The organism is Pseudobacteroides sp., from assembly GCF_036567765.1.
In the GTDB taxonomy this organism is placed as follows: domain Bacteria; phylum Bacillota; class Clostridia; order Acetivibrionales; family DSM-2933; genus Pseudobacteroides.
This window is the reverse complement of record NZ_DATCTU010000081.1, coordinates 22,788-47,757: the sequence shown is the minus strand read 5'-3', so window position 1 is coordinate 47,757 and position 24,970 is coordinate 22,788. Positions and strand designations below refer to the sequence as shown.

At 36.7% G+C, this 24,970-nt stretch carries 20 protein-coding genes; 17 read left to right on the top strand and 3 right to left on the bottom strand.

Annotation, left to right across the window (positions count from 1 at the left end; all coding sequences use genetic code 11):
* A complete protein-coding gene (aroB, locus tag VIO64_RS11950) occupies nucleotides 1–1,080 on the top strand; it encodes a 3-dehydroquinate synthase (RefSeq protein WP_331918446.1) in 1,080 nt (359 codons plus the stop codon).
* 209 nt (nucleotides 1,081–1,289) lie between these two features.
* Entirely contained in the window at nucleotides 1,290–3,866 is a 2,577-nt protein-coding gene (locus VIO64_RS11945) for a leucine-rich repeat domain-containing protein (RefSeq protein ID WP_331918444.1), read from the top strand.
* Here the strand turns inward: VIO64_RS11945 and mtnA are convergent.
* Nucleotides 3,863–4,903 (bottom strand): S-methyl-5-thioribose-1-phosphate isomerase, encoded by a 1,041-nt coding sequence (mtnA, locus tag VIO64_RS11940; RefSeq protein ID WP_331918442.1) that lies wholly within the window; start codon nucleotides 4,901–4,903, stop codon nucleotides 3,863–3,865. The genes VIO64_RS11945 and mtnA overlap by 4 nt on opposite strands.
* Nucleotides 4,904–4,976: 73 nt before the next feature.
* Nucleotides 4,977–5,762, bottom strand: coding sequence for an S-methyl-5'-thioadenosine phosphorylase (locus VIO64_RS11935; protein WP_331918440.1), 786 nt, complete (start codon nucleotides 5,760–5,762; stop codon nucleotides 4,977–4,979).
* 201 nt (nucleotides 5,763–5,963) lie between these two features.
* On the opposite strand from VIO64_RS11935, the gene VIO64_RS11930 reads away from it, so the two are divergent.
* The 6 genes from VIO64_RS11930 to VIO64_RS11905 all read left to right on the top strand — a co-directional run bounded on the left by VIO64_RS11930 (nucleotide 5,964) and on the right by VIO64_RS11905 (nucleotide 10,977).
* Nucleotides 5,964–6,230: a hypothetical protein gene (locus VIO64_RS11930; protein WP_331918438.1), complete on the top strand. Its 267-nt coding sequence runs from the start codon at nucleotides 5,964–5,966 to the stop codon at nucleotides 6,228–6,230.
* Nucleotides 6,214–6,531, top strand: coding sequence for a DUF5665 domain-containing protein (locus VIO64_RS11925; RefSeq protein WP_331918436.1), 318 nt, complete (start codon nucleotides 6,214–6,216; stop codon nucleotides 6,529–6,531). Before VIO64_RS11930 ends, VIO64_RS11925 begins: the two co-directional genes overlap by 17 nt.
* Nucleotides 6,524–7,165 (top strand): TraR/DksA C4-type zinc finger protein, encoded by a 642-nt coding sequence (locus VIO64_RS11920; RefSeq protein WP_331918434.1) that lies wholly within the window; start codon nucleotides 6,524–6,526, stop codon nucleotides 7,163–7,165. The genes VIO64_RS11925 and VIO64_RS11920 overlap by 8 nt, the downstream gene beginning before the upstream one ends.
* A gap of 221 nt (nucleotides 7,166–7,386) precedes the next feature.
* The gene (locus VIO64_RS11915; protein WP_331918432.1) at nucleotides 7,387–8,328 is read left to right on the top strand and encodes a stalk domain-containing protein; all 942 of its coding nucleotides are present in this window, start codon (nucleotides 7,387–7,389) and stop codon (nucleotides 8,326–8,328) included.
* A 206-nt stretch (nucleotides 8,329–8,534) separates the two neighbouring features.
* Entirely contained in the window at nucleotides 8,535–9,236 is a 702-nt protein-coding gene (locus VIO64_RS11910) for a response regulator transcription factor (RefSeq protein WP_331918430.1), read from the top strand.
* A gap of 16 nt (nucleotides 9,237–9,252) precedes the next feature.
* Nucleotides 9,253–10,977 (top strand): sensor histidine kinase, encoded by a 1,725-nt coding sequence (locus tag VIO64_RS11905; protein ID WP_331918428.1) that lies wholly within the window; start codon nucleotides 9,253–9,255, stop codon nucleotides 10,975–10,977.
* A gap of 46 nt (nucleotides 10,978–11,023) precedes the next feature.
* On the opposite strand, the gene VIO64_RS11900 is transcribed toward VIO64_RS11905, so the two are convergent.
* Nucleotides 11,024–11,218, bottom strand: coding sequence for a putative motility protein (locus VIO64_RS11900; RefSeq protein WP_331918426.1), 195 nt, complete (start codon nucleotides 11,216–11,218; stop codon nucleotides 11,024–11,026).
* A gap of 493 nt (nucleotides 11,219–11,711) precedes the next feature.
* On the opposite strand from VIO64_RS11900, the gene VIO64_RS11895 reads away from it, so the two are divergent.
* The 9 genes from VIO64_RS11895 (at nucleotide 11,712) to VIO64_RS11855 (ending at nucleotide 24,909) form a co-directional block, all read left to right on the top strand.
* Entirely contained in the window at nucleotides 11,712–14,318 is a 2,607-nt protein-coding gene (locus VIO64_RS11895; protein ID WP_331918424.1) for a sugar-binding protein, read from the top strand.
* Nucleotides 14,319–14,628: 310 nt separating this feature from the next.
* Nucleotides 14,629–15,891: a hypothetical protein gene (locus VIO64_RS11890; protein WP_331918422.1), complete on the top strand. Its 1,263-nt coding sequence runs from the start codon at nucleotides 14,629–14,631 to the stop codon at nucleotides 15,889–15,891.
* Nucleotides 15,860–16,495: a YdcF family protein gene (locus tag VIO64_RS11885; RefSeq protein WP_331918420.1), complete on the top strand. Its 636-nt coding sequence runs from the start codon at nucleotides 15,860–15,862 to the stop codon at nucleotides 16,493–16,495. Before VIO64_RS11890 ends, VIO64_RS11885 begins: the two co-directional genes overlap by 32 nt.
* Nucleotides 16,496–16,503: 8 nt before the next feature.
* Nucleotides 16,504–17,241, top strand: a complete 738-nt coding sequence (locus VIO64_RS11880; RefSeq protein WP_331918418.1) for a L,D-transpeptidase — start codon at nucleotides 16,504–16,506, stop codon at nucleotides 17,239–17,241.
* A 96-nt stretch (nucleotides 17,242–17,337) separates the two neighbouring features.
* Nucleotides 17,338–18,021, top strand: a complete 684-nt coding sequence (locus VIO64_RS11875) for an ABC transporter ATP-binding protein (protein WP_331918416.1) — start codon at nucleotides 17,338–17,340, stop codon at nucleotides 18,019–18,021.
* Entirely contained in the window at nucleotides 18,018–20,513 is a 2,496-nt protein-coding gene (locus VIO64_RS11870) for an ABC transporter permease (protein WP_331918414.1), read from the top strand. The genes VIO64_RS11875 and VIO64_RS11870 overlap by 4 nt, the downstream gene beginning before the upstream one ends.
* 25 nt (nucleotides 20,514–20,538) lie before the next feature.
* Nucleotides 20,539–21,219: a response regulator transcription factor gene (locus VIO64_RS11865; protein WP_331918412.1), complete on the top strand. Its 681-nt coding sequence runs from the start codon at nucleotides 20,539–20,541 to the stop codon at nucleotides 21,217–21,219.
* A 9-nt stretch (nucleotides 21,220–21,228) separates the two neighbouring features.
* Nucleotides 21,229–22,476, top strand: coding sequence for a HAMP domain-containing sensor histidine kinase (locus VIO64_RS11860; protein ID WP_331918694.1), 1,248 nt, complete (start codon nucleotides 21,229–21,231; stop codon nucleotides 22,474–22,476).
* An 81-nt stretch (nucleotides 22,477–22,557) separates the two neighbouring features.
* A complete protein-coding gene (locus VIO64_RS11855) occupies nucleotides 22,558–24,909 on the top strand; it encodes a S9 family peptidase (protein WP_331918410.1) in 2,352 nt (783 codons plus the stop codon).
* The last annotated feature ends 61 nt before the right edge of the window (nucleotides 24,910–24,970 follow it).

The window sequence follows — 24,970 nt, the reverse complement described above, 5'->3', positions numbered from 1 at the left end:
TTGATTAAAGTTAATATTGACCTAGGGGATAGAAGCTATCCTATTTATATAACAACTGATTACAGCAGTCTGGCAAAAAGCATTGCCTTGACAAAAGTAAACGGAAAGCTGGCACTTATAACAGACAACAATGTTGACAAAGCTCAAGGGAACGAGTGTATAGAGGCATTGGAATCCAGCGGGCTTAAGGTATACAAGTATATTATCGAAGCCGGTGAGAAGAGTAAAAATCTTGATACTATCAGGGATATCTATAAGTTCCTGATAGACAATAAGTTTGACAGAAATTCAGTACTCTTGGCTCTTGGCGGCGGTGTGGTGGGAGATATTACAGGTTTTGTCGCAGCTACATTTCTAAGAGGAGTCAGCTTTGTACAGATCCCAACATCGCTGCTGGCACAAGCTGACAGCAGTGTAGGAGGAAAAGTAGGAGTTGATTTTGAAGGAAAGAAAAACATAATAGGTGCTTTTTATCAACCCAAGTTTGTGTACTTAAATGTCAATACCCTAAAGACGCTCCCTGCCCGTGAAATGCAGGCAGGAATGGCTGAGATAGTAAAGCACGGCGTTATTAGAGACTCGGATTATTTTGATTTTATAGACTATAATGTTAGCAAAATTTTTAACTTTGATGAAGATGTTCTTCAATATCTGGCTAAAGTTAATTGCACAATAAAAGGTGCTGTAGTTGAACAGGATGAAACGGAAAGCGGACTGCGAGCAATACTCAATTTCGGCCATACTATAGGCCATGCCATTGAAAGTGTATACGAGTTTAAGTATTTACATGGTGAGTGTGTGTCTTTAGGTATGGTTGCAGCTTTAAATATGGCTTGCGATATGGAACTGATTGAGAGAAATGAAGTCCAAAGAGTTGTTGATACTCTGAAGAAAATAGGCTTGCCTGTGAAACTTGATCAAATAGATGTTGATGAGGTTTATGAGAGAATGTTTTTTGACAAAAAGGTAAAGGACAACAAGATAACCTTTGTATTGGCTAAAGCCATTGGCGAGGTAATTCAGTGTGTTGTTGAGGATGAGGCTCTTATTAAAAAGGCAATCAGCTCTTTACAATATTGATTTGATAATTAAAACAGTTAAAAGATACTTCACTTTTCGGATATATGTTTTATTGATAAATCCGGGATTATGTGAAGTATTTTTTTATGTCTAGGGGATTATTACCTATCTTGTATAAATTTAAATTTTAATGTATTATTGAAATATGTAAACTATATAAAAATTATTATTATTTTACATTTTAAATTATTTTATGTGGGGAATTGGATATGGCTGGATTTAAGAAGGTTATTTGTGGGATTTTAGTCTTTCTAATTATTTCAAATTTCGGATCGGTTAATTTTAATGGGACCAATTTTGATTCGAGCAATACTTCCTATGCTGAATCGACAGAAATCGAGGATTTTAGGTTTGAGGACGATAACCTTGATAAAGTTGTCAGAGAGGCTTTAAATAAAGGCCCTAAAGATAAAGTTAATATCGATGAGCTTAAGGAAATTAAAGAATTATGTGCTGACGGAATGAATATAGCCAATTTAAATGGTATAGAGAATTTATCAGAGCTTAAATCCCTTTTTTTGAACGGAAACAGAATTGAGGATGTATCTAAAATAAAGTACCTTAATAAACTTGTTTATCTTCAAATGTCCAACAATGAAATCTCAGACATTTCGGGGTTTGAAGATCTTACCCAGTTGGAGTTTCTTGAGTTAAGCAATAACAGGTTGCAAGATGCAGCTTCTTTGGCAAATATTACGACATTAAAGCATTTAAACCTTAGCTATAATGAAATAGAGGATATATCGTTTGTTGAAAAATTGGTTAATTTAGAAGGCCTGGTGTTAAATGATAATAAAGTATCATTAGTTACTAGTGTTTCTAATTGTAAAAGGCTTCAAACTTTAATTATAAATAGTAATGATATATATTATTTGGCACCTTTAACATCTTTGTCTAACAGTTTGATTACGCTATATGTTGAGGATAATAAGTCGTTCTTTCCTTTAAACAGAGACTATTTTCCGAATTTAAAGGATACAGATATTCAAATGGTAACTCCAACGCCAATGGTCACTCCAACGCCAAAGGCAACATCAACGCCGTTTCCATCAACCCAGGCTACACCAACTCCTACTCCAATATGCGTAACATCCACAACATTGCCATCAACACCTACACCTACCATACCATATGCAACACCTACGAGGCCGGGCATAACACCAATTATTACACCTACCCCGACGCCCATATCCGCAACACATACACCCTATAATACTCCAACAAATACTCCAACCCCAACTCCCATATCTGCAACATATACACCAAATAATACTGCAACAAATACTCCAACCCCAACTCCAACTGCAATAATTATTCCATCGAACACTACTAATCCCACTTGTACACCCATACCGTCTAGGAAACCCATATTTTTTCCTGATGAGAATCTGGCCAAGATAATCAGAGAGGCTGTACTTGAAAAAGAACCTGGAACTGTTATTTACCTTGATGAAATAAAATCAGTAAAAAGAATAGATATATGTGAGATAAATAAATTATGTGAAATAAATAACACTAATAAATTTGGTATGATTGAAAGTCTTCAAGGAATCCAGAACTTCTATGAGCTTACAGAGCTTAAATTGGAAGAACAAAGGATTGAAGATATAACGCCTATTGGATATATGACTAAATTGAAGGAGTTATACTTAAATAAAAATATGATAAAAAATATATATCCTTTGAGAAACCTGACTGAATTAGAGAAACTTGATCTTCGTTTCAATAAAATAGGTGATGCTAATCCGCTGTGGTTTTTAAGAACTTTTGGCAAACTAAGGGAATTATATTTGAGTAATAACCAAATAACAGATGTACAGAGCTTAACGGAAATGGCAAGTATTGAAGTTTTATGGCTTGACAACAATGAAATCAGTGATTTTAGCTTCTTGAACAATATGACAAGCTTGAAATATTTATACCTTAAAGGAAACAAATCGCAGGATTTTAATGTAATTGACGCCAAAATAATTGATAATCTAATTGAAATGGACTTTACCAAAAGTCCGCCGACGGTTACGCCCAGGCCAAGCCAGACAAGTCCTTCCAAGGAAACGCCACAACCACAGCAAACAGCAAAAATAGCAAACCCTGTTATAATTGCCGATAGCAGATCGAGGGATGATACCACAGGTACACCAAGTGTTACGGTTACACCTTTACCCAATACCCCAGTGCCCACTCCGAAACCGACTATGGTTGAAAGCAAGGAGGAAACCAAGCCCGCTGTGTCGAATTTCAAGGATATTTCCGGACATTGGGCAGAGAATAGCCTGCTGAGGCTCTGTAAGATGGGAATTTTGTCAGGCTATCCGGACAATACTATGAGACCCCAGATGGAAATGACCAGGGCCGAGGTTACTGTTATATTGGTGAAGGCACTTAGCCTAAAGCCTTTAAGCGAAACAAAGTACAGGTTTAAGGATGACAGTAAATTGCCTTCATGGGCATATGGATATATTCAAAGAGCAGTTGAAAAAGGTATAATAAAAGGGTACAGTGATAACTCGTTCAGACCTATGCAGAAGGTATCAAGAAATGAAATTGTGACAATGGTTGTAAGGGCATTTGGTTTCCAATATAAGCAAGGCTCAGATATAACATTTATTGATTCGGGTACAATTCCACAATGGTCCAAAAGTAGCATCATTACAGCTGTTTCATTAGGAATAGTCAAAGGATATCAGAATAATTCGTTTATGCCGTACAGGAATGTTACAAGGGCTGAGGCAGCTGCAATACTAGAGGGCTCCCTTGGTATAATGGAAAAGAGCAAAACCCATTAGCGGTTTTGCTCTTTTAATGCATTTAAATTATCTATAAATGGTGGATAAATGATTCCTTTTTCAGTTATTATAGCACTTATATACTTATTTGGAGTCACATCGAATGATGGATTTGCAACCTTAATATTGGCAGGAGCTATTTGAATGCCCATAATCTCGGTAACTTCCTTGGATGATCTCTCTTCTATAGGGATACTATTACCCGACTCTATTGAAAAGTCTATTGTTGATACTGGAGCTGCTACATAAAACGGTATATTGTTTTCATGTGCTAATACTGCTACCGAATAAGTACCGATTTTATTGGCAGTATCGCCGTTTAATGCGATTCTGTCTGCACCAACAATAACGCAGTCTATAATGCCCGATTTCATGAAATGACCTGCCATGTTATCGCATATCAGTGTTAGAGGTATACCTTCCTGAGAAAGCTCCCATGCGGTTAGCCTGGCCCCCTGAAGGTAGGGTCTTGTTTCGTCGGCATATACATTTATCTTTTTGCCACCTTCATGGGCTGCTCGGATAACTCCAAGAGCAGTACCGTAGTCGCATGTTGCCAGAGCACCCGCATTACAGTGGGTAAGTATTGTAAAATTATCCTTTATAAGGCTAAGGCCGTTCTTTCCTATAGCTTTATTGGCTTGGACATCTTCAGAGTCCATCATTAAAGCCTCATTAAGCAAGAATTTCTTAACCTCATCCAAAGGCTTGTCCATATTGGAAAGTGCGGTTTTATAAACTCTGTCTACGGCCCAAAAAAGGTTTACTGCTGTAGGGCGGGTATTACGCATTATATTGCAGATTTCTTCAAGCCTATGTATGAATTCATCCTTTGAAGATGCATTTATTGACAGGGCTCCAATAACAATGCCATAAGCAGCAGTAACACCTATGGCTGGTGCACCCCTCACTATCATATTTTTTATGGCTTCAGCAACTTCTATGTAAGTTGTGCATTCTACATAAACTTTTTGATGAGGAAGCTTTGTTTGATCAATAAGTTTTAAAACCCCGTCTTTAAATTCTAATGGCCTCATATAAAGCTCCTTTTATTAAATATTGTGTAAAGCAATTCTCAAAATAACTCCGAGATTTTGTTCATGATAGATATCATGTTTTGCAAGAGCAGCCTTTATTACGGTCTAAATCTATTCTTCTTATTATTTCAAAAAGCATTTTCTTAACTTTTTCGTTGTTTTCTTCAAAAACCCTCAAAACCTCTTCTTCAGTAACAGCCTTAATGTCATCATTTCCCTCAAGGCCTGCATCAAAATCCGTAATAAGGGCTATATTTGCATAACAAATACCAAGTTCCCTTGCCAAGTAACACTCAGGATATTGGGTCATATTAATAACTTCCCAGCCCATCTTACTAAACCATCGGCTTTCAGCTACAGTTGAAAATCTGGGGCCTTGAATAACAACAACTGTTCCTCTCTCGTGAACGGTAATATCCATGCTTTTGCCTGAATCTATGGCAATTTTCCGAAGCTCCGGGCAGTACGGCATAGCAGCACTGATATGCTTGGTTTCAGGACCGTCATAGTATGTATCCTTACGTCCCCATGTCCTATCTACAAACTGATCACAGATTACAAATTCGCCTGGTTTTATGTGAGATTGCAGACTGCCGGAAGCAGTAGGTGCAATTATATTTTTTACGCCAAGCTGGTGCATCGCATGCAAATTGGCTCTATAGGGTATCATATGTGGAGGATACTGATGATTCTTACCATGTCTAGGAAGAAAAGCGATTTTTTTGCCTTCAAATTCTGCAATGGCAATTTTGTCGCTTGGTTTACCGTATGGTGTATCCACGTCGATTTCTTTTATGTTTTCTAAAAATGAATAAAAACCTGAACCGCCAAAAACTCCTATCTGAGCATTATATTCCATATTAAACCTCCACTCGTAGTAAATATTAATTTGAAATCTAGGTATATTATATTATAAAAACGGAAAGTTTCAATACTCTTAGTGATTTTTATTATATTTGGAAAATTATAGTGTATTCTGTGCTATAATTTTTCATGGCACAACCAAGAATACAAAATTACAAGGGATTTTTATAATGTCTAGGAAATGGAAGGAGAAAGGATGTCAATAATTGTCAGTACGGAACTAAAAAGTGATCTTGAGGACATGTACAGAATGACAGGAGAAATTTTAACACAAATAGATTTGGATGACGCAGGACTTGTCGATACTGAAATTATTAAACAAATAAGACTTAAGGTTTCGGATATGGAGGCTATACTTCAGAAGGATATATTTACCTGCGATTATCTGATTTCCAAGGAGAAAATTACAGGCAGCCTTTTATGTGACTTTAGCTATGGTGATTATTATGAACGAAAAAAATAGGTTGATTCATATTATAAACAAAAAACTGGATAAGATTTCTTTAAATATGGAAAAGTTTAAGCTGGTTGATTATGTGTATTACCTGGAAAACCCAAGAAAAATGCTCTGGGCAAATTTTCTTGGAGGGCTGTCAAGGGGATTTGGTATTGCAATAGGATTTACCCTTCTAGGAGCTCTTTTGATATATGTACTTCAAATGGTTGTAAGATGGAAATTACCGCTTATAGGAGAGTTTGTTACTGATATAGTCAATATTGTACAGGAAAACATGAAAAGGGCAGGAGGAAAAATAAATGGATAAGCAATTAATAAATTCTCTAAAAAATACGCTAGCAAAAAGGCAGAGTGAGATACAGCATACCATTGAAATTATGAAAGAGAATAAAACAGCAGAGCAGGATAAGTATTCACCTACTGAGCTTTCAAATTATGATAACCATCCTGCAGATATGGCTACCGAGCTTTTTCAGGTCCAGTTCAATAATGCTTTAAGGGTCCATGAGGAGCATGAGCTAAAAGATATAGACGATGCACTAAAAAGGATTGAGGACGGATCATTCGGAAAGTGTGAGTTTTGCGGAAAAGATATTACCGAAGAAAGATTAGAGGCACTTCCGTCAGCAAGGCTTTGTATAGATTGCGAAGAGAGTAAGCCGGTAACTCTTGGAATATTGAAAATGGAAAGGCCTAATGAGGAGCTGGTATGGGATGCACCGTTTGGAAGGAAATATCTTAATAAAAGAGAAGATGATGAGAATGAAGGTCTGGATTATTTAAATGATCTGGTCAAATATGGAACATCCGATGGTCCACAGGACATGGGAGGGTATTACGATTACGAGGAATTTTATACAAACGAGGTGGATACCCAAGGCATTGTCGATAAGATGGATCGTATATCAAATGAGCAATATAAAAGACAGCTGCCTGATTAAGTTGTGGAATTTGTAAATGTCCTGAGAAATTGTGGTATATTCGGTATCACAATTTCTCAGGACAACAATTAGGGGTGCAAAATCCCAAGAGATTTTGTTTTATTGAGCTATTACGGGCTAATTTAGGCTTTTACTCAGCTTACATAAATTGTGTAACTATGGTATAATTTTTATCGTTGGTAAGTTAAGTTTACATAATAATTTATGAAGGAGATAAAAGTATGAGAAAACTAAAAAAAGTATCCCTTGTCACACTTGTTGTATTGATTACAAGTGTAATTGCAGCCGGTATGGTCTGGAGCGTAAGCACAACAAGAAAAGTTGATGCAACGGCAAATGACAGTATTAAGGTTTATTATGACGGGCAGCTGAAAACATTTACAGAGAATGACGGTTCAAAGATATCGCCTGTAATAATTAACGGCAGAACATATTTGCCTCTTAGGGCAATTGCGGATTTGGTAGGGCTTGGAGTCAATTGGGAAGATGCTACTCAGTCAATAAAGCTGACATCCGGCAATTCAGGTATACCTGATAAGGATAACACACCTGTTCAAATTCAGCCAGGTGCCACCAAAGCACCTGAAACAACACCGGTTTTAGGTACACCGGCTCCTGCAAGTACTTCTAAAAATGCAGGAACTCTATCAGATCCTATCAAGTTGGGAGAAACCTATTCATGGTCAGCAACGGAGAAATATATAAATAGTACAATATCGGCAAACTATTCATATACAGTTAAAAAGGTTGAGCCTGTTACACTCGAGGAGATTACAAAGCTTGGAGTTAAGCCTGATGCAAAATTTGATTATGCTATGGTAACAGTTGAACAGAAAGTGTCAAACGCAAAAATCAATTCTGGTGATGCATATATTAGTTCGGCATTCAGGAGAAGTATATGGGGCTCAAAAACACCTTCAGGGGATGGCGTTATAGGGGGCATTGACTTCGGTTTTGACGGAAGTCTTGATGAAGTGTCTGATAATGTTACCAAGGACAGTCAAGGCCTTTTGGGAAAAATTAAAGCTGGTGAAGCAAAAAGCTTTACTTGCGAGGGTAAGATTATTTTACCTTTGACAAAAGGGAAGGAAAGCTATCTGGTTATAACTAAAGACAGTAGTTTGGAGTATTCAGTAAGACATTTGTACTTCCGTTTGAAATAGCTCATAACATAGGTGTAGATACATAATTAAGTAATACTTAGGGAGCAAATCCAGTAGCTGAAGGTCGCATAACGGCCTATGGCTACTGGATTTTTATGTCCAGGAAATTGTGGTGTAGGAAGGGTGTCAAAAACATTTGGTTTTATATTATTTCTCATTCTGGTATAATTTCATATATACCAAACTAAAATTACGGCAGGTGCGTCATGAAACCTAAAATTCTTGTAGTTGATGATGAGGCTTCCATCTGTGATCTTGTGAAAATTAACCTTGAGCTTGAAGGTTATGAGGTCAGTACTGCTGGAGATGGCGAGGCAGCATTAAAAAGTATTGAATTGTTAAATCCGGACCTTTTGATTCTCGACATTATGCTCCCTAAAATTAATGGATATGATATATGTAAAAAAGTTACATATGAGAGAGCCATACCTGTGATTATGCTGACCGCAAAGACAGACCTTATTGATAAGGTTTTAGGTCTTGAACTCGGTGCAGATGACTACATAACGAAGCCTTTCCATGCACGGGAGCTAACAGCCAGGGTTAAGGCACTTTTGAGAAGGGTTTCAAAAGAAATGAAGAATAATGAAGATATGGGGAAACATATAACTAACGGCCCTTTAACGGTGTTTGCAGACTTGAGAAAGGTTATGCTTTCAGGGACGGAAGTAGAACTGTCTGCTAAGGAATATGAGTTGGCTTATTTTCTCATAAATCATCTTGAGCAGGTTTTTACAAGGGATATGCTTCTGGAAAAGGTATGGGGGTATGATTACTGCGGCGATACCAGGACGGTTGATGTACATATTCAAAGACTCAGAAAAAAATTAAGCATTGAAGGTACAGGCAGCAGCTCAAGCATAATTCAAACTGTTTTCGGGGTAGGCTATAAAATGGTAAGACAATAGTAAAAGTGGTGATTAAATGAGGTTGGGACTTAGATATAAAATTTTATTTACGAATGTTATTGTCCTTTTTTTGACTTTTCTAATAGTAGCTTTGGTTCTAATAGAGGGGGTGGACAGAGTTAACAGAGAAATGCTTATAAACAGCCTTATAAATCAATCGGAGATATCTGTCAGGACAGTCAAGCAGAGCCTATTAATGGACTCTGGCACCGATAATGCAGAAAGAGAATTCAATTTAAGGGCAGGTGACTTTGCATCAAGGCTGTCAAAGGAATCAGGTATTAGAGTAATGATCTATTCATCTCAGAAAAAGCTTTTAGCTGATTCGGATAATTCAGATAAAAAAGTAACATATCTGCAGGAATTGGAAGAAGCATATAGAAATGGCGGCAACAGGGCATACAACCAGAGAGAAATTGATGGGGAGACTAAGCTGTTTTTTGCATTTCCTGTAATGCATTCAGGTAAAATAATCGGCGGCTTAGTGTTTATAAATTCTCTTTCCGATATAGAAAAGAACAAGAGGAATATATCCATATTAGTTTTGATAGCCTTTTTGGCGGGTACAGTCATCATACTAGTTGTCAGCATCTTTCTTTCCGGTACAATAACAAAGCCACTTAAGGTTTTAAACCGTTCTGCCCTTAAGATTTCCAAGGGGGATTATTCCAGTAAAATTAATACACAAGCAAGGGATGAGCTGGGAGTTTTGGCCAACACCTTTAACCTCATGATGGATGAGGTGGCAAATAAAATAAATTCCATTGATTTTGAAAAAGCCAAGCTTGGTGCTGTGTTGGAAAGCATGGGTGAGGGTGTAGTGGCTTATAACGGCACTAACGAAATAATTGCAGACAATGCAATTGCCAGAAGTTTAATTGCCGAAGAAGGAAATTATTGGGTAGAGGGTATTGTAGAGAAGATCAGGAAAAGCTTACAAAGGCAGGTAGTTGAGATAAATACCGAAAGCAGAAACCTCCTTGTCTGTGCTACACTTTTGAATCATGATGAACTAAAGAATGGAGTTGTCCTAATTATAAATGATATAACTGAGCTTAGAAGTTTACAGGAGAAGCAGAAAAATTTTATTACCAACGTTTCTCATGAGCTTAAAACACCTTTGACAACCATATTGGGATATGTAGATTTATTAAAGGAGAAGGGAGAAGATAAGAGGATATTTGAGACATCGGTAGGGTATTTGGAGAGCTCTGCTGAAAGGCTTAAAAGGTTGGTAGATGATCTTATAGATTTATCGAGCCTTAAAAAGTTTGAATTTGAAATAGAAAAACGGAGCATAGATATAACAGGGCTTGTTAAAGATACTGTCGGTCAGATGGCTCTAAAGGCCAAGAAGTTTGGTATTGGAATTAAAACAGATCTGCCGCATTTGGGTGAAATTATGGCAGATCCCGTAAGAATTAAGCAAGCCATTGTGAATGTTCTGGACAATGCTATAAAATATTCTCAAAAGAGTGAAATAAATGTTAGGCTGCTTGAATGTGGTTCAAATGTCCGGTTGGATATAGAGGACAATGGGTGTGGGATACCAAAAGACTTAATGGAAAAAATATTTGAACCCTTTTACAGGGTAGATAAGGCCAGAACCAGAGAAATAGGAGGAAACGGCCTGGGACTTTCAATAACTAAAGAAATTGTTGAAAAGCATGATGGAAAAATAGTTGTCAACAGCATTGAAGGAGTAGGAACTAAAGTAAGTATAATACTACCAAAGAAGTAACAGTATTGAAAGAGTTGTGCTTGAAGGATTATGATTCTGTCAAAGATTAAATCCGTACATCAATTTTACTTCCGAGATGTGGTGCAGCAGATTTTTCTATAGTTTTATTGTTTGCTGCAGTCATGCCTTCTATCAGATTTTTTGACGTAGATAAATCATTTATCAGGGCTTTTCTAAGCATCAGAGTGTTTATGGCATCATAGGGACCATTCATGACTTTACCTGCCATTGATATTGACATATAATCACTCCTTAATAATTTGTGCTATATATGAAATAAAGCATATATAATAATTATACTCCCATCCATTAAATTTTGACATAGTGCTATTGTACTATATTATAAGTATTATATACCTTGTGTGGAACATGGTTTGGGCGAGTAAAATATGTTATGTTGAAAAAATATATATTCCTGATATAATTAATTCATAAGGTTAAAAATGGATATATATGTAGAAGTTGTTTTCAGATATTATCATTCCAGATATGTTTTGTTATATTCTAGTCAGAAACATTACAAAACTTTTTGCTGATTCATTATTGCACTGTATTCTATCGATTCTATATTAAAGTTATTAGTCTATATTAAAAGTGATTAATCTATTACATTTGTCTATCGCAAATCCCGTTGAACCGTTCGTTATTTGCTCCGCCAAATGTAAGATTATTAACGCTTTTAATATATAATAAACTTAATAAAACTTTACAAAATTTAATTAGGGGGAGAAAAAATGTCAAAACATTTTAAAGAAGAAGCAAATGAAATGACTTGTGCTTGTAAAAATGCTAAGAAAAAGAAGTTTAGCTTTAAGAAGTATCTATTTCCTTTTATGGGACTAATAGCTCTTATTTGGTTTTTTATACGTGTAATACCAAAACCAAGCAGAGCGACTTATCCTTGTCAGAGGGCTGCTTTTCCTATAGCATCTTCCTTTGTTATATGGTTTACAGGCATTTTGGGCGGCATCTTTGTGTTTAAGAAACTGAATAAAAAGTTTGAATCATCACGGTATATAGTCATGGGAACTGGTGCAATTGCTTTTATAGCGGCTATTTTATGGAATTTTCAAATAATACCGGTAAGCAATACAACTGCGGCTTTTACTCCCGTAAAGCTGTCTAAGAGTGATGTAGCGTTAGTGCAATCAGCTAAGGCAGATGTTAAACAAATAGATTATACTGAAATAAAACAGATGGTTACAGATGCAGTTTCAGCAGTTGGAGGAATAGGAAGTGTTGTTAAGAATGGGGACACAGTTGTATTAAAACCCAATCTTATAGTAACTAACGGCCTCGCTACCGAAGCAAATGGTGTAACAACCGACTGGCGTGTAACAAAAGCTGCAGTGGAGCTTGTACGAAGCGTAAACCCCAGCGGCAAGGTTTATGTCATGGAAGGGGCCATTACGGATACCGCCTCTATCTTTAACTATTATAAATATACAACAGCTAATATTCCTGGAGTTGATGGATTTTTACCTATAGAAAAAGACAGTGGTACATGGCAGGATAAGACTACAGGAGTATCACTTGTAAATCTGCCTGATGGACTTTTATATAACCAGTATTATCTTAACCGCAAGTACAAGGAAGCTGATGTTGTTATTAGCCTTCCTACAATGAAAACCCATTGGAATGCCGGCTTCACAGGTGGTATTAAGAATATAGGAATTGGTGCAACACCGGGAAATATATACGGAAAATCCGCAAATGACCCTGCTAGAAATAATATGGTGGATCATAATACAGATGACCTCCATAAATGGATTCATGATTTTTATAAATGCCGCCCGGTTAACCTTGTTATCATGGATGGCCTCCAGGGGTACCAAAATGGACCTTTCCCATTTAATGCATCAGGTGCAAACGGAAATCAGATGAACATGAGACTTATACTAGCAGGTAAAGATGCAGTGGCTGTTGATAGCATTGCAACTCTTACAGTAGGTTATGATCCTGAGTCTATCGGTTATCTCAGGTACCTTAACACAAGCAAATTGGGTAATATTGATCCTACATGCATTAATGTTGTAGGTAAGAAGATAGATGAGGTCAGAAAATATCTGGCAGGAACTACAACCATGGGGGTAACTAAGATTACCGACAAAACAGCACCCCAGTTAAACATTGGCTCTATCCAAGCGGATAACAACAATCTTAAGATTTCGGTGACTACAGATAGTGAAACAGTCAAAGAACTGGTATATATTGACGGAAAACCATACGAGCCTACTTCAACAACTGGTATGAATGCTATTAATGTAGATATAACAGGTTTATCGGGAAGCCATCAATTGACGGTTGAAGCATATGACCGTTTCCTAAACCGCACAGCAAAAACAGCCCAGTTTACAGCAAACGGCACATCAAACCCTTCGACTACTCCATCAGCCGCTCCTACTCCTACAAATGATCCGAGTGTAGGTTACAGTGCACCAAAAGCCTCCCAGGCTCCGGTTATTGATGGTATAGGAAATGAAAGCTGCTGGCAGCAGGCACAATGGAAAGATATTAAGTATGTATGGCTTGGAGCTACTCCATCACCCAGTGATTTCAGCGGGCGTTTCAAACTTGTATGGACTCCGCAAAGGCTGTACTATTTGGTTGAAATAACTGATGACAAGCTTTCTGCTCCTAATACTACCCAGTTTAAAAATTACTATGACAATGACTGTGTAGAATTATTCATTGATGAAAACCGTTCGGGAGGAAACCATCAAAACAATTATAATGCGTTCGCATACCATATTGAGCTGGACTATGATGTTATAGATAATAATACCTCAGGAACTCAAAGTCTCTACAATGATCATATTAAGGTTTTGAGAACAAAGAATGGAGACGTTTATACCTGGGAGATAGAAATGAAGATATTTGATGACACATACAATGAGAAAAGTACAACGAATGTACCTGTTACACTTACCAAAGACAAAATCATGGGTTTTGGAGCTGCGTATATTGACAATGACAACCAAATGACCCGTGAAAGCTTTATAGGGTCCTTTGACATACCTGGAACAGATAAGAATGTTGCATGGATAAATGCCAGTGTGTTTGACACAATCAAACTAATAGATAATGCAGCTCCAACATCAACACCTACACCTACACCTTCATTAAAACCGACACCAACTACTGCACCTGGTTCAAAAACAGCGGATTTGAACGGAGATAAGGCAATTAATATGGCGGATGTTATACTTTTGGCACAAGTATTTGGTTCAGTATCGGGAGATGGCAAATATAAAGCAGCTTATGACCTTAACAGCGATGGAGCTATAAACATGACCGACGTAATTGTCATAGCCTCCAAATTTAATTCGATAATGGTCTAAGGTATGATTGAAAATTTAAGCGGAATTTATTTTTTGATCATGACTATCATGACTAAAAATAACTGGAAAAATTTAATAATGAGATTTTTATAAAACTTATGAGATTATATTGTATAATAAAAGGCCGGGGATTTTCGGCCTTTTATTATGTCTAGAAATTATGGGGTAAATTTCAATATCAATTATTTACAAATTTGTTACATCCGCTTTACCCTATTATTATAATTATCATGTATTATTTATCTCATAAGTATTGAAGTGGTTGCAGGGAATGAAAAAAATCAGATACATGGATAGGGAGGATGAATATTTGAAAATTAAATTACTGTCATTTGTAGTAAGTTTTCTGCTTTTTATAACAGCAGGATGCAGTTCCGATAATAAGGTGACTGTCATAAAAGGGGCAGGAACTTCGAATAACAGCCTTTTGGTAGGTTTAAGCGAAATATGTCCGGGAGATGTTGAAGGCTTTACAGGAGAAAGACTTATTGTGCGAACTGCTAAAAACAGCAGGGAGATAGAGTTTTACAGTATTGATATTAAAACAAAGGAGAAAAAGTTGGTTTTCGCTTCTATATATGATGATAGCAGCAAATTATGTTTTTCAAAAGATTTTAAATATGCTCTTTATGGCAAAAATCTTATAAGCCTGGAAGAAAGTGGAGTATCAATGCTTGCTTCCATAAATCCGCAGAAGGGCAAAAACTCTCTTGCGATTTCAAGGACTCCTGATTATTCATTTTATGGGGAACACGAGGTTTTGGTTTCAAATCCAATAATATATCTAAACAGGTATCTAGGTTCAAAGGTATATGGTCTTATGAGCCATGCCGGCAAATCAAGGAGCAGGATTATGAAAATCGGAGATATAAGACAGAGGGATATGAAAAAGCAAGAAGATTTGAAATTTGAGAATATAAATATTCCCAAAATCAGCTCTATAGAGGATGCTGTAATTGATTTTGATAGAGGAAGGTATTTGTTTTTGGGAAGGTCTGTTGATGAAGGCAAAAAGGATCTCTATGTACTTGATCTTATTAATAAAGAATTCGTTTTAATAGATAAGGATGTAAGTTTATTTGCATTATCACCGACAGGAAGCAGTATAGCTTATGTTAAGAATTCAAGAGACAGGGTTAGTGCACAAAAATTACTTACGTATAACTTTTTGGATAGTGAAAAAAAGGAATTGGATGAACAGGTTGATATAGCAGGAGTTTCATGGTCTGCCAATGGAGGGTGGATTGCATTCTCAGGCGGGAAAACCAATAGGAATGATATATTTATCATGAAAAGCGATGGGACAAATAAAGAGCAGCTTACACAGGGAATGAATTCAGAAGGGAGCATAGCATGGGCCCAAAGCGGTAACAAGCTGGTTTTTACAACAAACGGAAGTGAGGAATATAAGGATAGCAGGGTTTATTTAATAAGCCTAAATATGACTTCAATAAAAGAGACGGGCGATATAATAAATCAGGAACCGGAAAGACAAACAGCAACATCCGGGATTATTAGCTTTTTTAGGGAGGTAACACAGGATGTTATTAAGGGCAGTGCGGAAAAAACATGAAGATGGCTTTAAATCAAGGATGTATTCAGTCATCCGATTGATGAGAAAAGTTGTCATAATTATTGTCGCTACTATTATAATCCCATCATTAATACTATTTTTATTTATTTTTAATGGTGCAAAAAATACCAAGCCTCAAAACGCTGATGTTATGATAGTATTAGGATGCCAGATATGGGGTGAAGGTCCTAGCGAAATGCTGGAATACAGGCTCCAAAATGCTTTGGAGCTATATAAAAACGGAATAGCAAAGAATATTATTGTAAGCGGTGGTCAGGGACCTGATGAGATAATTACTGAAGCTAAAGCTATGAAGAAATGGTTCATAAGAAAGGGTGTTGCCGAAAATGTGATTTTCGAAGAGGACAAGTCCACCAGTACCTATGAAAACCTTAAGTTCTCCAAGGTTGTAATGGAGAGACAAGGATTTAGGGATGCGGTTGTTGTAACAAGCGATTTTCATGTGTTCAGATCCCTGTGGTTGTCCAAAAGGCTAGGTATTGAGGCTAAGGGTTCACCATCTGTGACTGTGGATTATTTAAAGCCTTACTATTATTTAAGAGAAATTGTATCAAATATAAAAAGTTTTTTATTGGATAGGTAGGTGAAATGATGAAAAAATATTTTATTGGTTTGTTGGTTTTAATACCTTTGATAACTATCACAGCAGTTAATTTTAAGTTTATGTCTACGAAGCTGGAGGATGCAACTGTTTATGCCAAGAATAAGGTTACTTCGGCTTTCCAGGCTCCCGATCGTGAATGGAAAAACAACGAGGTTGCATCGGATAAAGTACACTTAAGAAGTGTCAAGCCAGATATGCAGTTGGATGAGATATTGAGGTCTAAGAATATTGATGACAAGGGAAACTTTAGTATACTGATTGATTTAGATAGCAGGACACTATACTTAAAATACAAGGAAGAAGTCATCAAGCAATATGCTGTTTCCGCAGGAAAGAGGTCAAAAGACGGTAAGAAGGAAAAGGAAGGGGATTACAAAACTCCTATAGGGGTTTTCTATATATGTCAAAAGGAAGTATATGACCCACCTAAGACCTATCTTGGAAGCAGATGGATGATGCTTAGCTACCCGGGCTTAGAAGCAGCAGAAGAAGGACTTGAGAAGAAAATGATTTCAAAAGATGATTATAATAAAATTAAAGAAAGTTATTCAGATAAGGTAATGCCTCCTCAGACGACAAAACTTGGCAGTTATATCGGAATTCATGGAGGTGCAACACCTGATTATCCAAGGGATTGGACAGCCGGATGCATAGGAATGTACAATCAGGATGTTGAGGAAATATATAAATATGTGAAAAATGGGACGACGGTTATAATAAGGTAAAATTACAAAAATGTAATCTTAATTTTAATCGATATGTAATATTCAGAGGCTACAATTAGACTATAAAATCAATACAAAATAAAGGAGTAGCCGAAGATGGAAATATTAAAAGTCGAAAATCTTACAAAAACATATGGAAAAGGCGATAATGAGGTTGTTGCTATAGAAAACATTAGCTTTGCAGTAGAGAAAGGAGAATTTGTAGCAATAGTTGGTCCAAGTGGATCGGGAAAGAGTACATTACTGCACCTTATAGGAGGGGTGGATAAACCGACAAAAGGAAAGGTGTTTATAGAAGGTGTAGACATATACGGCCTTAGGGAAAAACAGCTTTCTATTTTAAGGAGAAGGAAGGTAGGCTTTGTTTTTCAGTCATATAACCTTATACCAGTTCTGACAACTGAGGAGAATATTCTGATGCCTCTGCTTTTGGACAACAGAAAGCAGGATAAAAGTTATATTGATGAGCTTTTGGGGATCCTAAACCTAACAGACAGGAGAAATCACCTTCCTTCTCAACTTTCCGGAGGACAGCAGCAGAGGGTTTCCATTGGCAGGGCACTATCAAACAAGCCTGCGATAATATTGGCAGATGAGCCTACCGGGAACCTTGACTCCAAAAACTCCAAGGAAGTCTTGGAACTTATGAAATATTCCGCACAAAAGTATAATCAGACACTTATATTAATAACTCATGACATGAACATCGCCTCCCAGGCAAATAGAGTAATAAGCATAATAGACGGGAAAATTTTTGCGGATGAGGTGATGAGAAAATGAACAGCTATAAGGGACTGACTATAAAGTATCTTAAAGAGCACAAGGCAAGAACAATTCTGACCCTCACTGGCATCATTATTGCCATATCCATGTTTACTGTCATAGGGGGGATCTATTTCAGCGGTAAGGAAAATGAAATCGAAGATGTAAAAGAGAGTGTAGGTAACTACGAGATAGCTTTTTTGGACGTATCCGGTGATAAACTTAAGCAAATAATTAACAATTCAGAAATAAAAAACGGCGGAACTGTAAAAGAGATTGGGGATATTAACCTGGACACCAAGCTGCTTACTGGATCCCTACGGAAAGTACATGTGAAGGCATATGATACTGATGCATACAAGGATATTTTCAAAGTCAAAATGGCAGTTGGCAGATTGCCCGGGAAAAGCAATGAAGTCATAGTGGATAGAAAATACTATAATGTATTAAAAGAAAAGGGAATTGCAGATACCTTAGAGGGTACAATCAGTATAAGCAATAATAAGAGCCATGTCGTTTATAAAATAGTTGGAGCTTATGAAAGCAATATGATTAACAATACAGCTCTAGGCCTTATAGATAACAATATAAATGCTGGGGACAAATATATTTATTATGCAAACCTAAAAGATAAAAATGACAAAATGAAAGCTGCTGAGAGCATTGCTAAAGTTACCAATACAAAGATTGATCCAAACTCAAGCATGTTATATCTAATAGGGCAAGGCCCGGATAAAAAGAAAAATGATGCTGTTGGAACCATATTCTTTTTCATTTTCGCATTGGTTGTAGTATGTACAGTGGTGGTTATATATAATGCATTCAGCATATCGGTAATGGAGAGAATAAAGCATTTTGGAATTTTAAGAAGTATAGGTGCAACCAAGGGGCAGATAAGCAGCCTGGTTATAAAAGAAGCAATAATCATGAGCGGAATTGCCGTGCCCGCAGGTATAACAATAGGTTATCTTGGTGCTTTTATTGTATTTGGTGTTATGATGTCAGGGTTTTTGGGAGCTTTCAAAATAGGTTTCTATCCTAAGGTAGTTTTGGTAGCAGCAGCTTTAGGTATAGCTACTGTTTTTATCTCGGTACTCCTTCCTGCATTTTCTGCGTCAAGGGTTTCACCGGTGGATGCCATAAAAGGAACCAATGTACTAAAGGGGGAAAAGATAAAACGCAGAAGGGGCAGATTGGCTAAGCTGTTTTTCGGGTTTGAGGGGCAGGTTGCTTACAAAAATATCAAGAGAAACAGAAAGCGGTTTTATGTTACTTGCATATCTTTGTCTCTATCATTAATTATGTTTATTTTCTTTTCTAATCTGATAGATATTATTTTAGAGTCAAATAAAATAATAACAGTCAATGTGAAGGTTCAGGCAATTTATATGTCGCAAAATTTCAGTATGGGTGATGATTTTGGGGATAAGCTTGCAAAAATTAATGGGATTAAAGATGTATACAAACTAAACTATGTAGAGCTTCCCATGTTAGTTGAAAAAAGCTCAGTGAATAAAAAATTTGTAGAGTCTTTAGTAAAAAAGGGCGGTATTGAGGAATATAGGGACTATTATATTCCAAATGTTCAAATCATCAGCTACGATAAAAAAGCCCTTGAGTTTTTTAATAAGGACAATAAAAAGCATGTTGATTATGATAAGTTTAGAAGAGGTGAAGAGGTTATTATAGTCAATAAAGCAATGGGAAATGAGGACAAGAGCCTGTTTTATGATGGATTTACCTCTTATAAAAAAGGCCAGAGCATTAAACTTCCAAAGCTTAGCCGTGAATATATAAATAAAAAAGACAAAGGGCTGATAAAAAAGTTTTTGGCGAAGAATGATATGGTTGATTTTAAGATTTCAGAGGTTGTTGACTACGAAACACTAAATGGCTCGCCAATATTAAACGGATTTGGTATAATAATGTCGGATGAAAGCTTTAAAAGGTTAACAGGAGTAATGAACTACAATACGCTAGGTATTATGTTTGATTCACAGGAAAGCAGAGATGGGATTTTTGAAAAACTCAATGTTATTGCTGATGAGAATTCAGTGACATACTATGATATTTATGAGCAGGAAAAGAAGTCAAATGATCTTATAAATCAATTGATGATACTGGTATATGGTTTTATATCCCTTATTGTCCTTATATCAGGTGTAAACATAATTAATACTGTAACGATAAATCTTTTGGTCAAGAAAAGGGAATATGCCGTTTTTAAGGCAATAGGCATGACAAAGTGGCAATTTATAAAGCTTGTTTTATTGGAAGGAACCTTATTTGGAGTATTTGCATGCATTGCAGGTATCCCGGCGGCTTTCCTGCTGACCAAATACGGAGTTATTGTAAAAAACCCTCTAGGGTTTATTGGCTACACAATGCCGGTTTGGCCTTACATAGCAGGTTCTGCCGGTGTTATAGCAATAACGTTTTTAGCTGTTCTTATTCCTCTAAGGAAGCTGAATGAAATGAATATTGTTGAAGCATTAAGGGTAGAGGATTGATTATTAATAAGAAAAGGTGAAAAATATGAATGTCATGCTTGTGGAAGACGACAAGGCCTTGGCCCTTGGAATGGAATACGCATTAAAAAAAGAAGGTTTCAATGTTAGTATTGCAGGAACAATAAAAGAAGCACAAAGGCTTTTGGACAATTCTACAGAGCTTGTACTTTTGGATGTTTCACTGCCTGATGGAAGCGGCTATGATTTTTGTATGGAACTTAGAGCAAAGAGCAATGTTCCGGTCATTTTTATAACGGCTTTAGACAGCGAGGCAAATGTTGTTTTCGGACTTGATATAGGAGGGGATGACTACATTACAAAGCCTGTCAGGATTAGTGAGATGCTCTCAAGGATAAAGGCTGTCATGAGGAGACGGTCCGATCAACACAAGAATGAACTGACAAACATAATAGTAAGCGGCAATATAAGTATAGAGCCGTTAAAGTGCAAGGTCATGATGGATGGTGCCGAAGTAAACCTTACAGCAGCAGAATACAAGCTTTTGCTGCTGTTGGTTGAAAATAAGGAAAGGGTACTTGAAAGGAATCAGATTATAGAGAAGCTTTGGGATATTGATGGCAGCTTCATTGACCATAATACGTTAAATGTATATGTTAAAAGGCTTAGAGAAAAGATTGAGTCAGAGAGTAAAAAGCATATAGAAACACTAAGGGGTATTGGATATATGTGGAAGGATGAGGTGTGACGAGTCTTGATGCTTTTTAAGAATTATGAGGTGCGAAAGTCATTCATATTGCTGATGTTAGTGCTTTTGGCTTTTGCGGGTGCAATCCTTGGATTTCTAAATAATTTTATCAATACCATGAATAAAATTCAGATAAGACAAAATACAGCACTTGCCGGAAGTCTTGTAAAAAAATACCCTGAGATGGAAGAGGATATTGTTAGAACTATAATTTCTGGTGATGACAAAGACTATGCCCGTGGAAAGGAAATGTTTAATAAATACTCGTACAATGATTCCCAAGCAGCGTACAAAAATGAATTAATGAATAAAGGCTACAAAAGCCTTTTTTACAGAGTAATTGCTATAATAATTGTTTTTTCAGCAGTTATTTTATTTATTATCATATGGGGCTATAACAAATTATTCAGAAGGATCAGGACGGTTGCATCAGAAGCTGAGGTTCTGGTTGAAGGCAGATTTGGAACAATTGAAGGGGAAAATGAGGACGGAGATTTCGGCGTTTTGGTTTACCAGTTCAACACCATGGCACAAAGAATGACTGAGACATTAGAAGCATTACAGAAGGAGAAGCTGTTTCTAAAAAGGCTGATAACCGATATATCCCATCAATTAAAAACCCCATTGGCGTCTCTTATAATGTTTAATGAAATACTTTTGGATTATGATAAGCTTTCAAAGGAAGATGCCATAAAGTTTATCAGAGAAAGTAAAAATCAGTTGGAAAGAATGGAGTGGCTTGTAAAGAACCTTCTTAAAATGGCAAAACTTGAAGGAAGAATGGTGATTTTTGAAAAGCAGGAGCTCTTGATTGAAAAGACAGTTATAAAAAGCATTGAAGGGCTTAAAACAATGGCCGAGTCTAAAGGCATAAAGATTTTCTTGGAAGGTTCTTCCGATATTGTTGTAAGTCATGATGTTAACTGGACTGCAGAGGCCGTATCCAATATTTTTAAAAATTCAATAGAGCATGTAAAGCCTGGTGGTAACATAAAAATAAGCTGGGAGGAAAACAATGTTTTTGTTGAAATCAGGATTGAAGATGATGGAGAGGGAATAAGTAAAAGCGAGCTTCCATTAATATTTGACAGATTTTATAAAGGGCCTAACAGTAACAGTCCTACAAATATCGGCATAGGCCTTTTTATAGCAAAGAATGCTATAGAGGGACAGGGTGGGACTGTTTATGCATTCAGTGAAGAAAAGAAAGGCTGTAAATTTGTCATTAGAATTATGAAAAAAGTATGGAATGGTTGAATTTTTTTAAAAAATGTGGTTAAATTAATAAAATAATTAATGTATTAATTAATAAAATTAAGCTTGAGGAGGGAATGAAGCATGGTTAAAAGAAATGGATTTACAAAACTATTTGCAGCAGTAACACTATCTATTACTATTCTAGGCAGTACCATGCCTATGAATTCGTTTGCAGCAAAAAAGCCATGGTATGAAGACAGCGTAAATCAATTGGTAAAGTCGGGCGTAATGAATACAACAAGAACAACGCCTCTAGACAAAGTCAAAGCAGGAGATTTTCTTAAAGCAGCGGTTTTATGGTTTACATACAATCATGGGGAGGATTTCAGCAAAGTTGTAAATGATCTTCAATGGGTAAAGATAGGAGAAATAAAATCAAATAATGAACCGCTTAAAAGAGGTGAAGCGGTAAGGATAATAATTAGGGCAATGGGGTTGGACAACAAGGAAAGTAAGAGCCTAAAAGACTATATGGAGCAAGGGGTAAAGCTCGGTCTCGTTAAAGGGTATGGAAGAGGATCGTTAGGTGAAAATGATAGAGTTGATTATGCCCAGTTGGCAACTATTTTTATCAATGCCAGGAAGATTCAGAATGCAAGTACTGACAATAAAGGTGTAGAGAAAGTATCAATGGAGAACTTTTTCAAAACTCCTTCAACATTAGGCTACAGCCTGTCTCCCGATGGGAAATATCTTGCATATGTTGCACCGTGGGAAAGCAGAAGAAATGTATTTATAGTACCTGCGGATGGGGGCGAAGCTAAGAGAATTACAAGTTCAAAGGACAGGGATATAGCAGATTATGCATGGAAGGATGACAAGATTATATACCTGAAAGACAATGGCGGTGATGAAAATTATCATATTTACTTGGCCGGTATGGATGGAGTAACTGAAGATAAAGACCTTACACCATACCCGGGTGTTTTGTCCTACTATGTGGATATGCTAAAGGGAAATAAGAATGAAATTCTTATTACAACGAATAAGAAAGACCCTAGGGTATTTGATATATATAAGCTTAATATTTTAACCGGTGAGACAACAATGGTTGCACAGAACCCAGGCAACATAACAGGGTGGCTTACAGATGGAGATGGTAAACTCAGGATTGCGGGATCAAACGATGGAATTGAGTGTAAGATTCTGTACAGGGAGAAAGAAGATGATGAATTTGAACCGCTCCTTGAAACAAAGGCTGGGGAATCCTTTACTCCCATAATGTTTTCAAGTGATAACAAAAGCATATATGCTACATCAAACGTAGGCAAGGATACAGCTGCAATTGTAAAGCTTGATTTGGATACTAAGAAGCAAGCGGTTATATATGAGAGAAAAGATGTTGATGTATCAAGCATAATAATTAATCCCACAACAAGAGAGGTATTAGGTGCTGTTTATAACACTGATAAGGTAAGGGCTGAAATTTTCAATAAGGATCTCAAGGAGATTTTTAATAGGGTTTCTTCCAAGTTTGGTAATGATAAAGAAGTAGGAATAAAGGATTTGTCCAAGGACATGAACAAGTTTATACTTTCAGTTGGCAGTGACAGAGATCCGGGAGCATATTATTTCTACGACTCAACAACTGATAAACTAAAAAAGCTGGGTGACATTTTACCTTCAATAAATCCTGAAAAGATGGCAAAAATAATACCTGTTTCATATAAGAGCCGTGACGGCCTGACAATCTACGGCTATCTTACATTACCGGTAAATAAGATACCACAAAAACTGCCTGTAATAGTAAATCCTCATGGAGGCCCTTGGGCTAGAGACAGCTGGGGATATAACCCTGAAGTACAGTTTCTTGCAAACAGAGGTTATGCAGTTTTGCAGGTTAATTTCAGAGGTTCCACAGGTTATGGTAAAAAATTTGTTGAAGCTGGAAACAAGCAATGGGGTTTAAAAATGCAGGATGATATTACAGATGGTGTTCAATGGCTTATCAAACAAGGTATTGCTGACCCGAAAAGGGTTGGTATTTATGGGGCATCATATGGCGGATATGCAACACTGGCAGGAATAACATTTACACCTGACTTATACGCAGCTGCAGTTGACTATTGCGGAGTTTCAAATATATTTACCCTTTTAAATACAATCCCACCATATTGGGAAAGCCAACGCAAGATGTTTTATGAAAGGGTTGGAGATCCGGCCAAGGATAAAGAGCTTCTTACAAAGGTTTCGCCTGTGTTCCACGCAGACAAAATTAAGACACCTCTATTCGTAGCACAGGGTGCCAATGACCCGAGAGTAAACAAAGCAGAATCCGACCAGATAGTGGATGCATTAAAGAAAAGAAACATCAATGTGGAATACATGGTAAAGGAAAATGAAGGGCACGGCTTTGCAAATGAAGAAAACAGATTTGATTTTTACAAAGCCATGGAAAGCTTTTTTGCAAAGCATTTGATAAGGCATGAATAAAAAATATGGGCGAAAAAATTATAGAAGCATAGAGCCTTATATATAAAAAATAACAAAGTGA

Bases quoted from the DNA above. Each gene is read 5' to 3' on its own strand.
- VIO64_RS11945 (WP_331918444.1), top strand. From the start codon at position 1,290: ATGGCTGGATTTAAGAAGGTTATTTGTGGGATTTTAGTCTTTCTAATT.
- mtnA (WP_331918442.1), bottom strand. From the start codon at position 4,903: ATGAGGCCATTAGAATTTAAAGACGGGGTTTTAAAACTTATTGATCAA.
- VIO64_RS11935 (WP_331918440.1), bottom strand. From the start codon at position 5,762: ATGGAATATAATGCTCAGATAGGAGTTTTTGGCGGTTCAGGTTTTTAT.
- VIO64_RS11930 (WP_331918438.1), top strand. From the start codon at position 5,964: ATGTCAATAATTGTCAGTACGGAACTAAAAAGTGATCTTGAGGACATG.
- VIO64_RS11925 (WP_331918436.1), top strand. From the start codon at position 6,214: ATGAACGAAAAAAATAGGTTGATTCATATTATAAACAAAAAACTGGAT.
- VIO64_RS11920 (WP_331918434.1), top strand. From the start codon at position 6,524: ATGGATAAGCAATTAATAAATTCTCTAAAAAATACGCTAGCAAAAAGG.
- VIO64_RS11915 (WP_331918432.1), top strand. From the start codon at position 7,387: ATGAGAAAACTAAAAAAAGTATCCCTTGTCACACTTGTTGTATTGATT.
- VIO64_RS11910 (WP_331918430.1), top strand. From the start codon at position 8,535: ATGAAACCTAAAATTCTTGTAGTTGATGATGAGGCTTCCATCTGTGAT.
- VIO64_RS11905 (WP_331918428.1), top strand. From the start codon at position 9,253: ATGAGGTTGGGACTTAGATATAAAATTTTATTTACGAATGTTATTGTC.
- VIO64_RS11900 (WP_331918426.1), bottom strand. From the start codon at position 11,218: ATGTCAATATCAATGGCAGGTAAAGTCATGAATGGTCCCTATGATGCC.
- VIO64_RS11895 (WP_331918424.1), top strand. From the start codon at position 11,712: ATGTCAAAACATTTTAAAGAAGAAGCAAATGAAATGACTTGTGCTTGT.
- VIO64_RS11885 (WP_331918420.1), top strand. From the start codon at position 15,860: ATGTTATTAAGGGCAGTGCGGAAAAAACATGAAGATGGCTTTAAATCA.
- VIO64_RS11880 (WP_331918418.1), top strand. From the start codon at position 16,504: ATGAAAAAATATTTTATTGGTTTGTTGGTTTTAATACCTTTGATAACT.
- VIO64_RS11875 (WP_331918416.1), top strand. From the start codon at position 17,338: ATGGAAATATTAAAAGTCGAAAATCTTACAAAAACATATGGAAAAGGC.
- VIO64_RS11870 (WP_331918414.1), top strand. From the start codon at position 18,018: ATGAACAGCTATAAGGGACTGACTATAAAGTATCTTAAAGAGCACAAG.
- VIO64_RS11865 (WP_331918412.1), top strand. From the start codon at position 20,539: ATGAATGTCATGCTTGTGGAAGACGACAAGGCCTTGGCCCTTGGAATG.
- VIO64_RS11860 (WP_331918694.1), top strand. From the start codon at position 21,229: ATGCTTTTTAAGAATTATGAGGTGCGAAAGTCATTCATATTGCTGATG.
- VIO64_RS11855 (WP_331918410.1), top strand. From the start codon at position 22,558: ATGGTTAAAAGAAATGGATTTACAAAACTATTTGCAGCAGTAACACTA.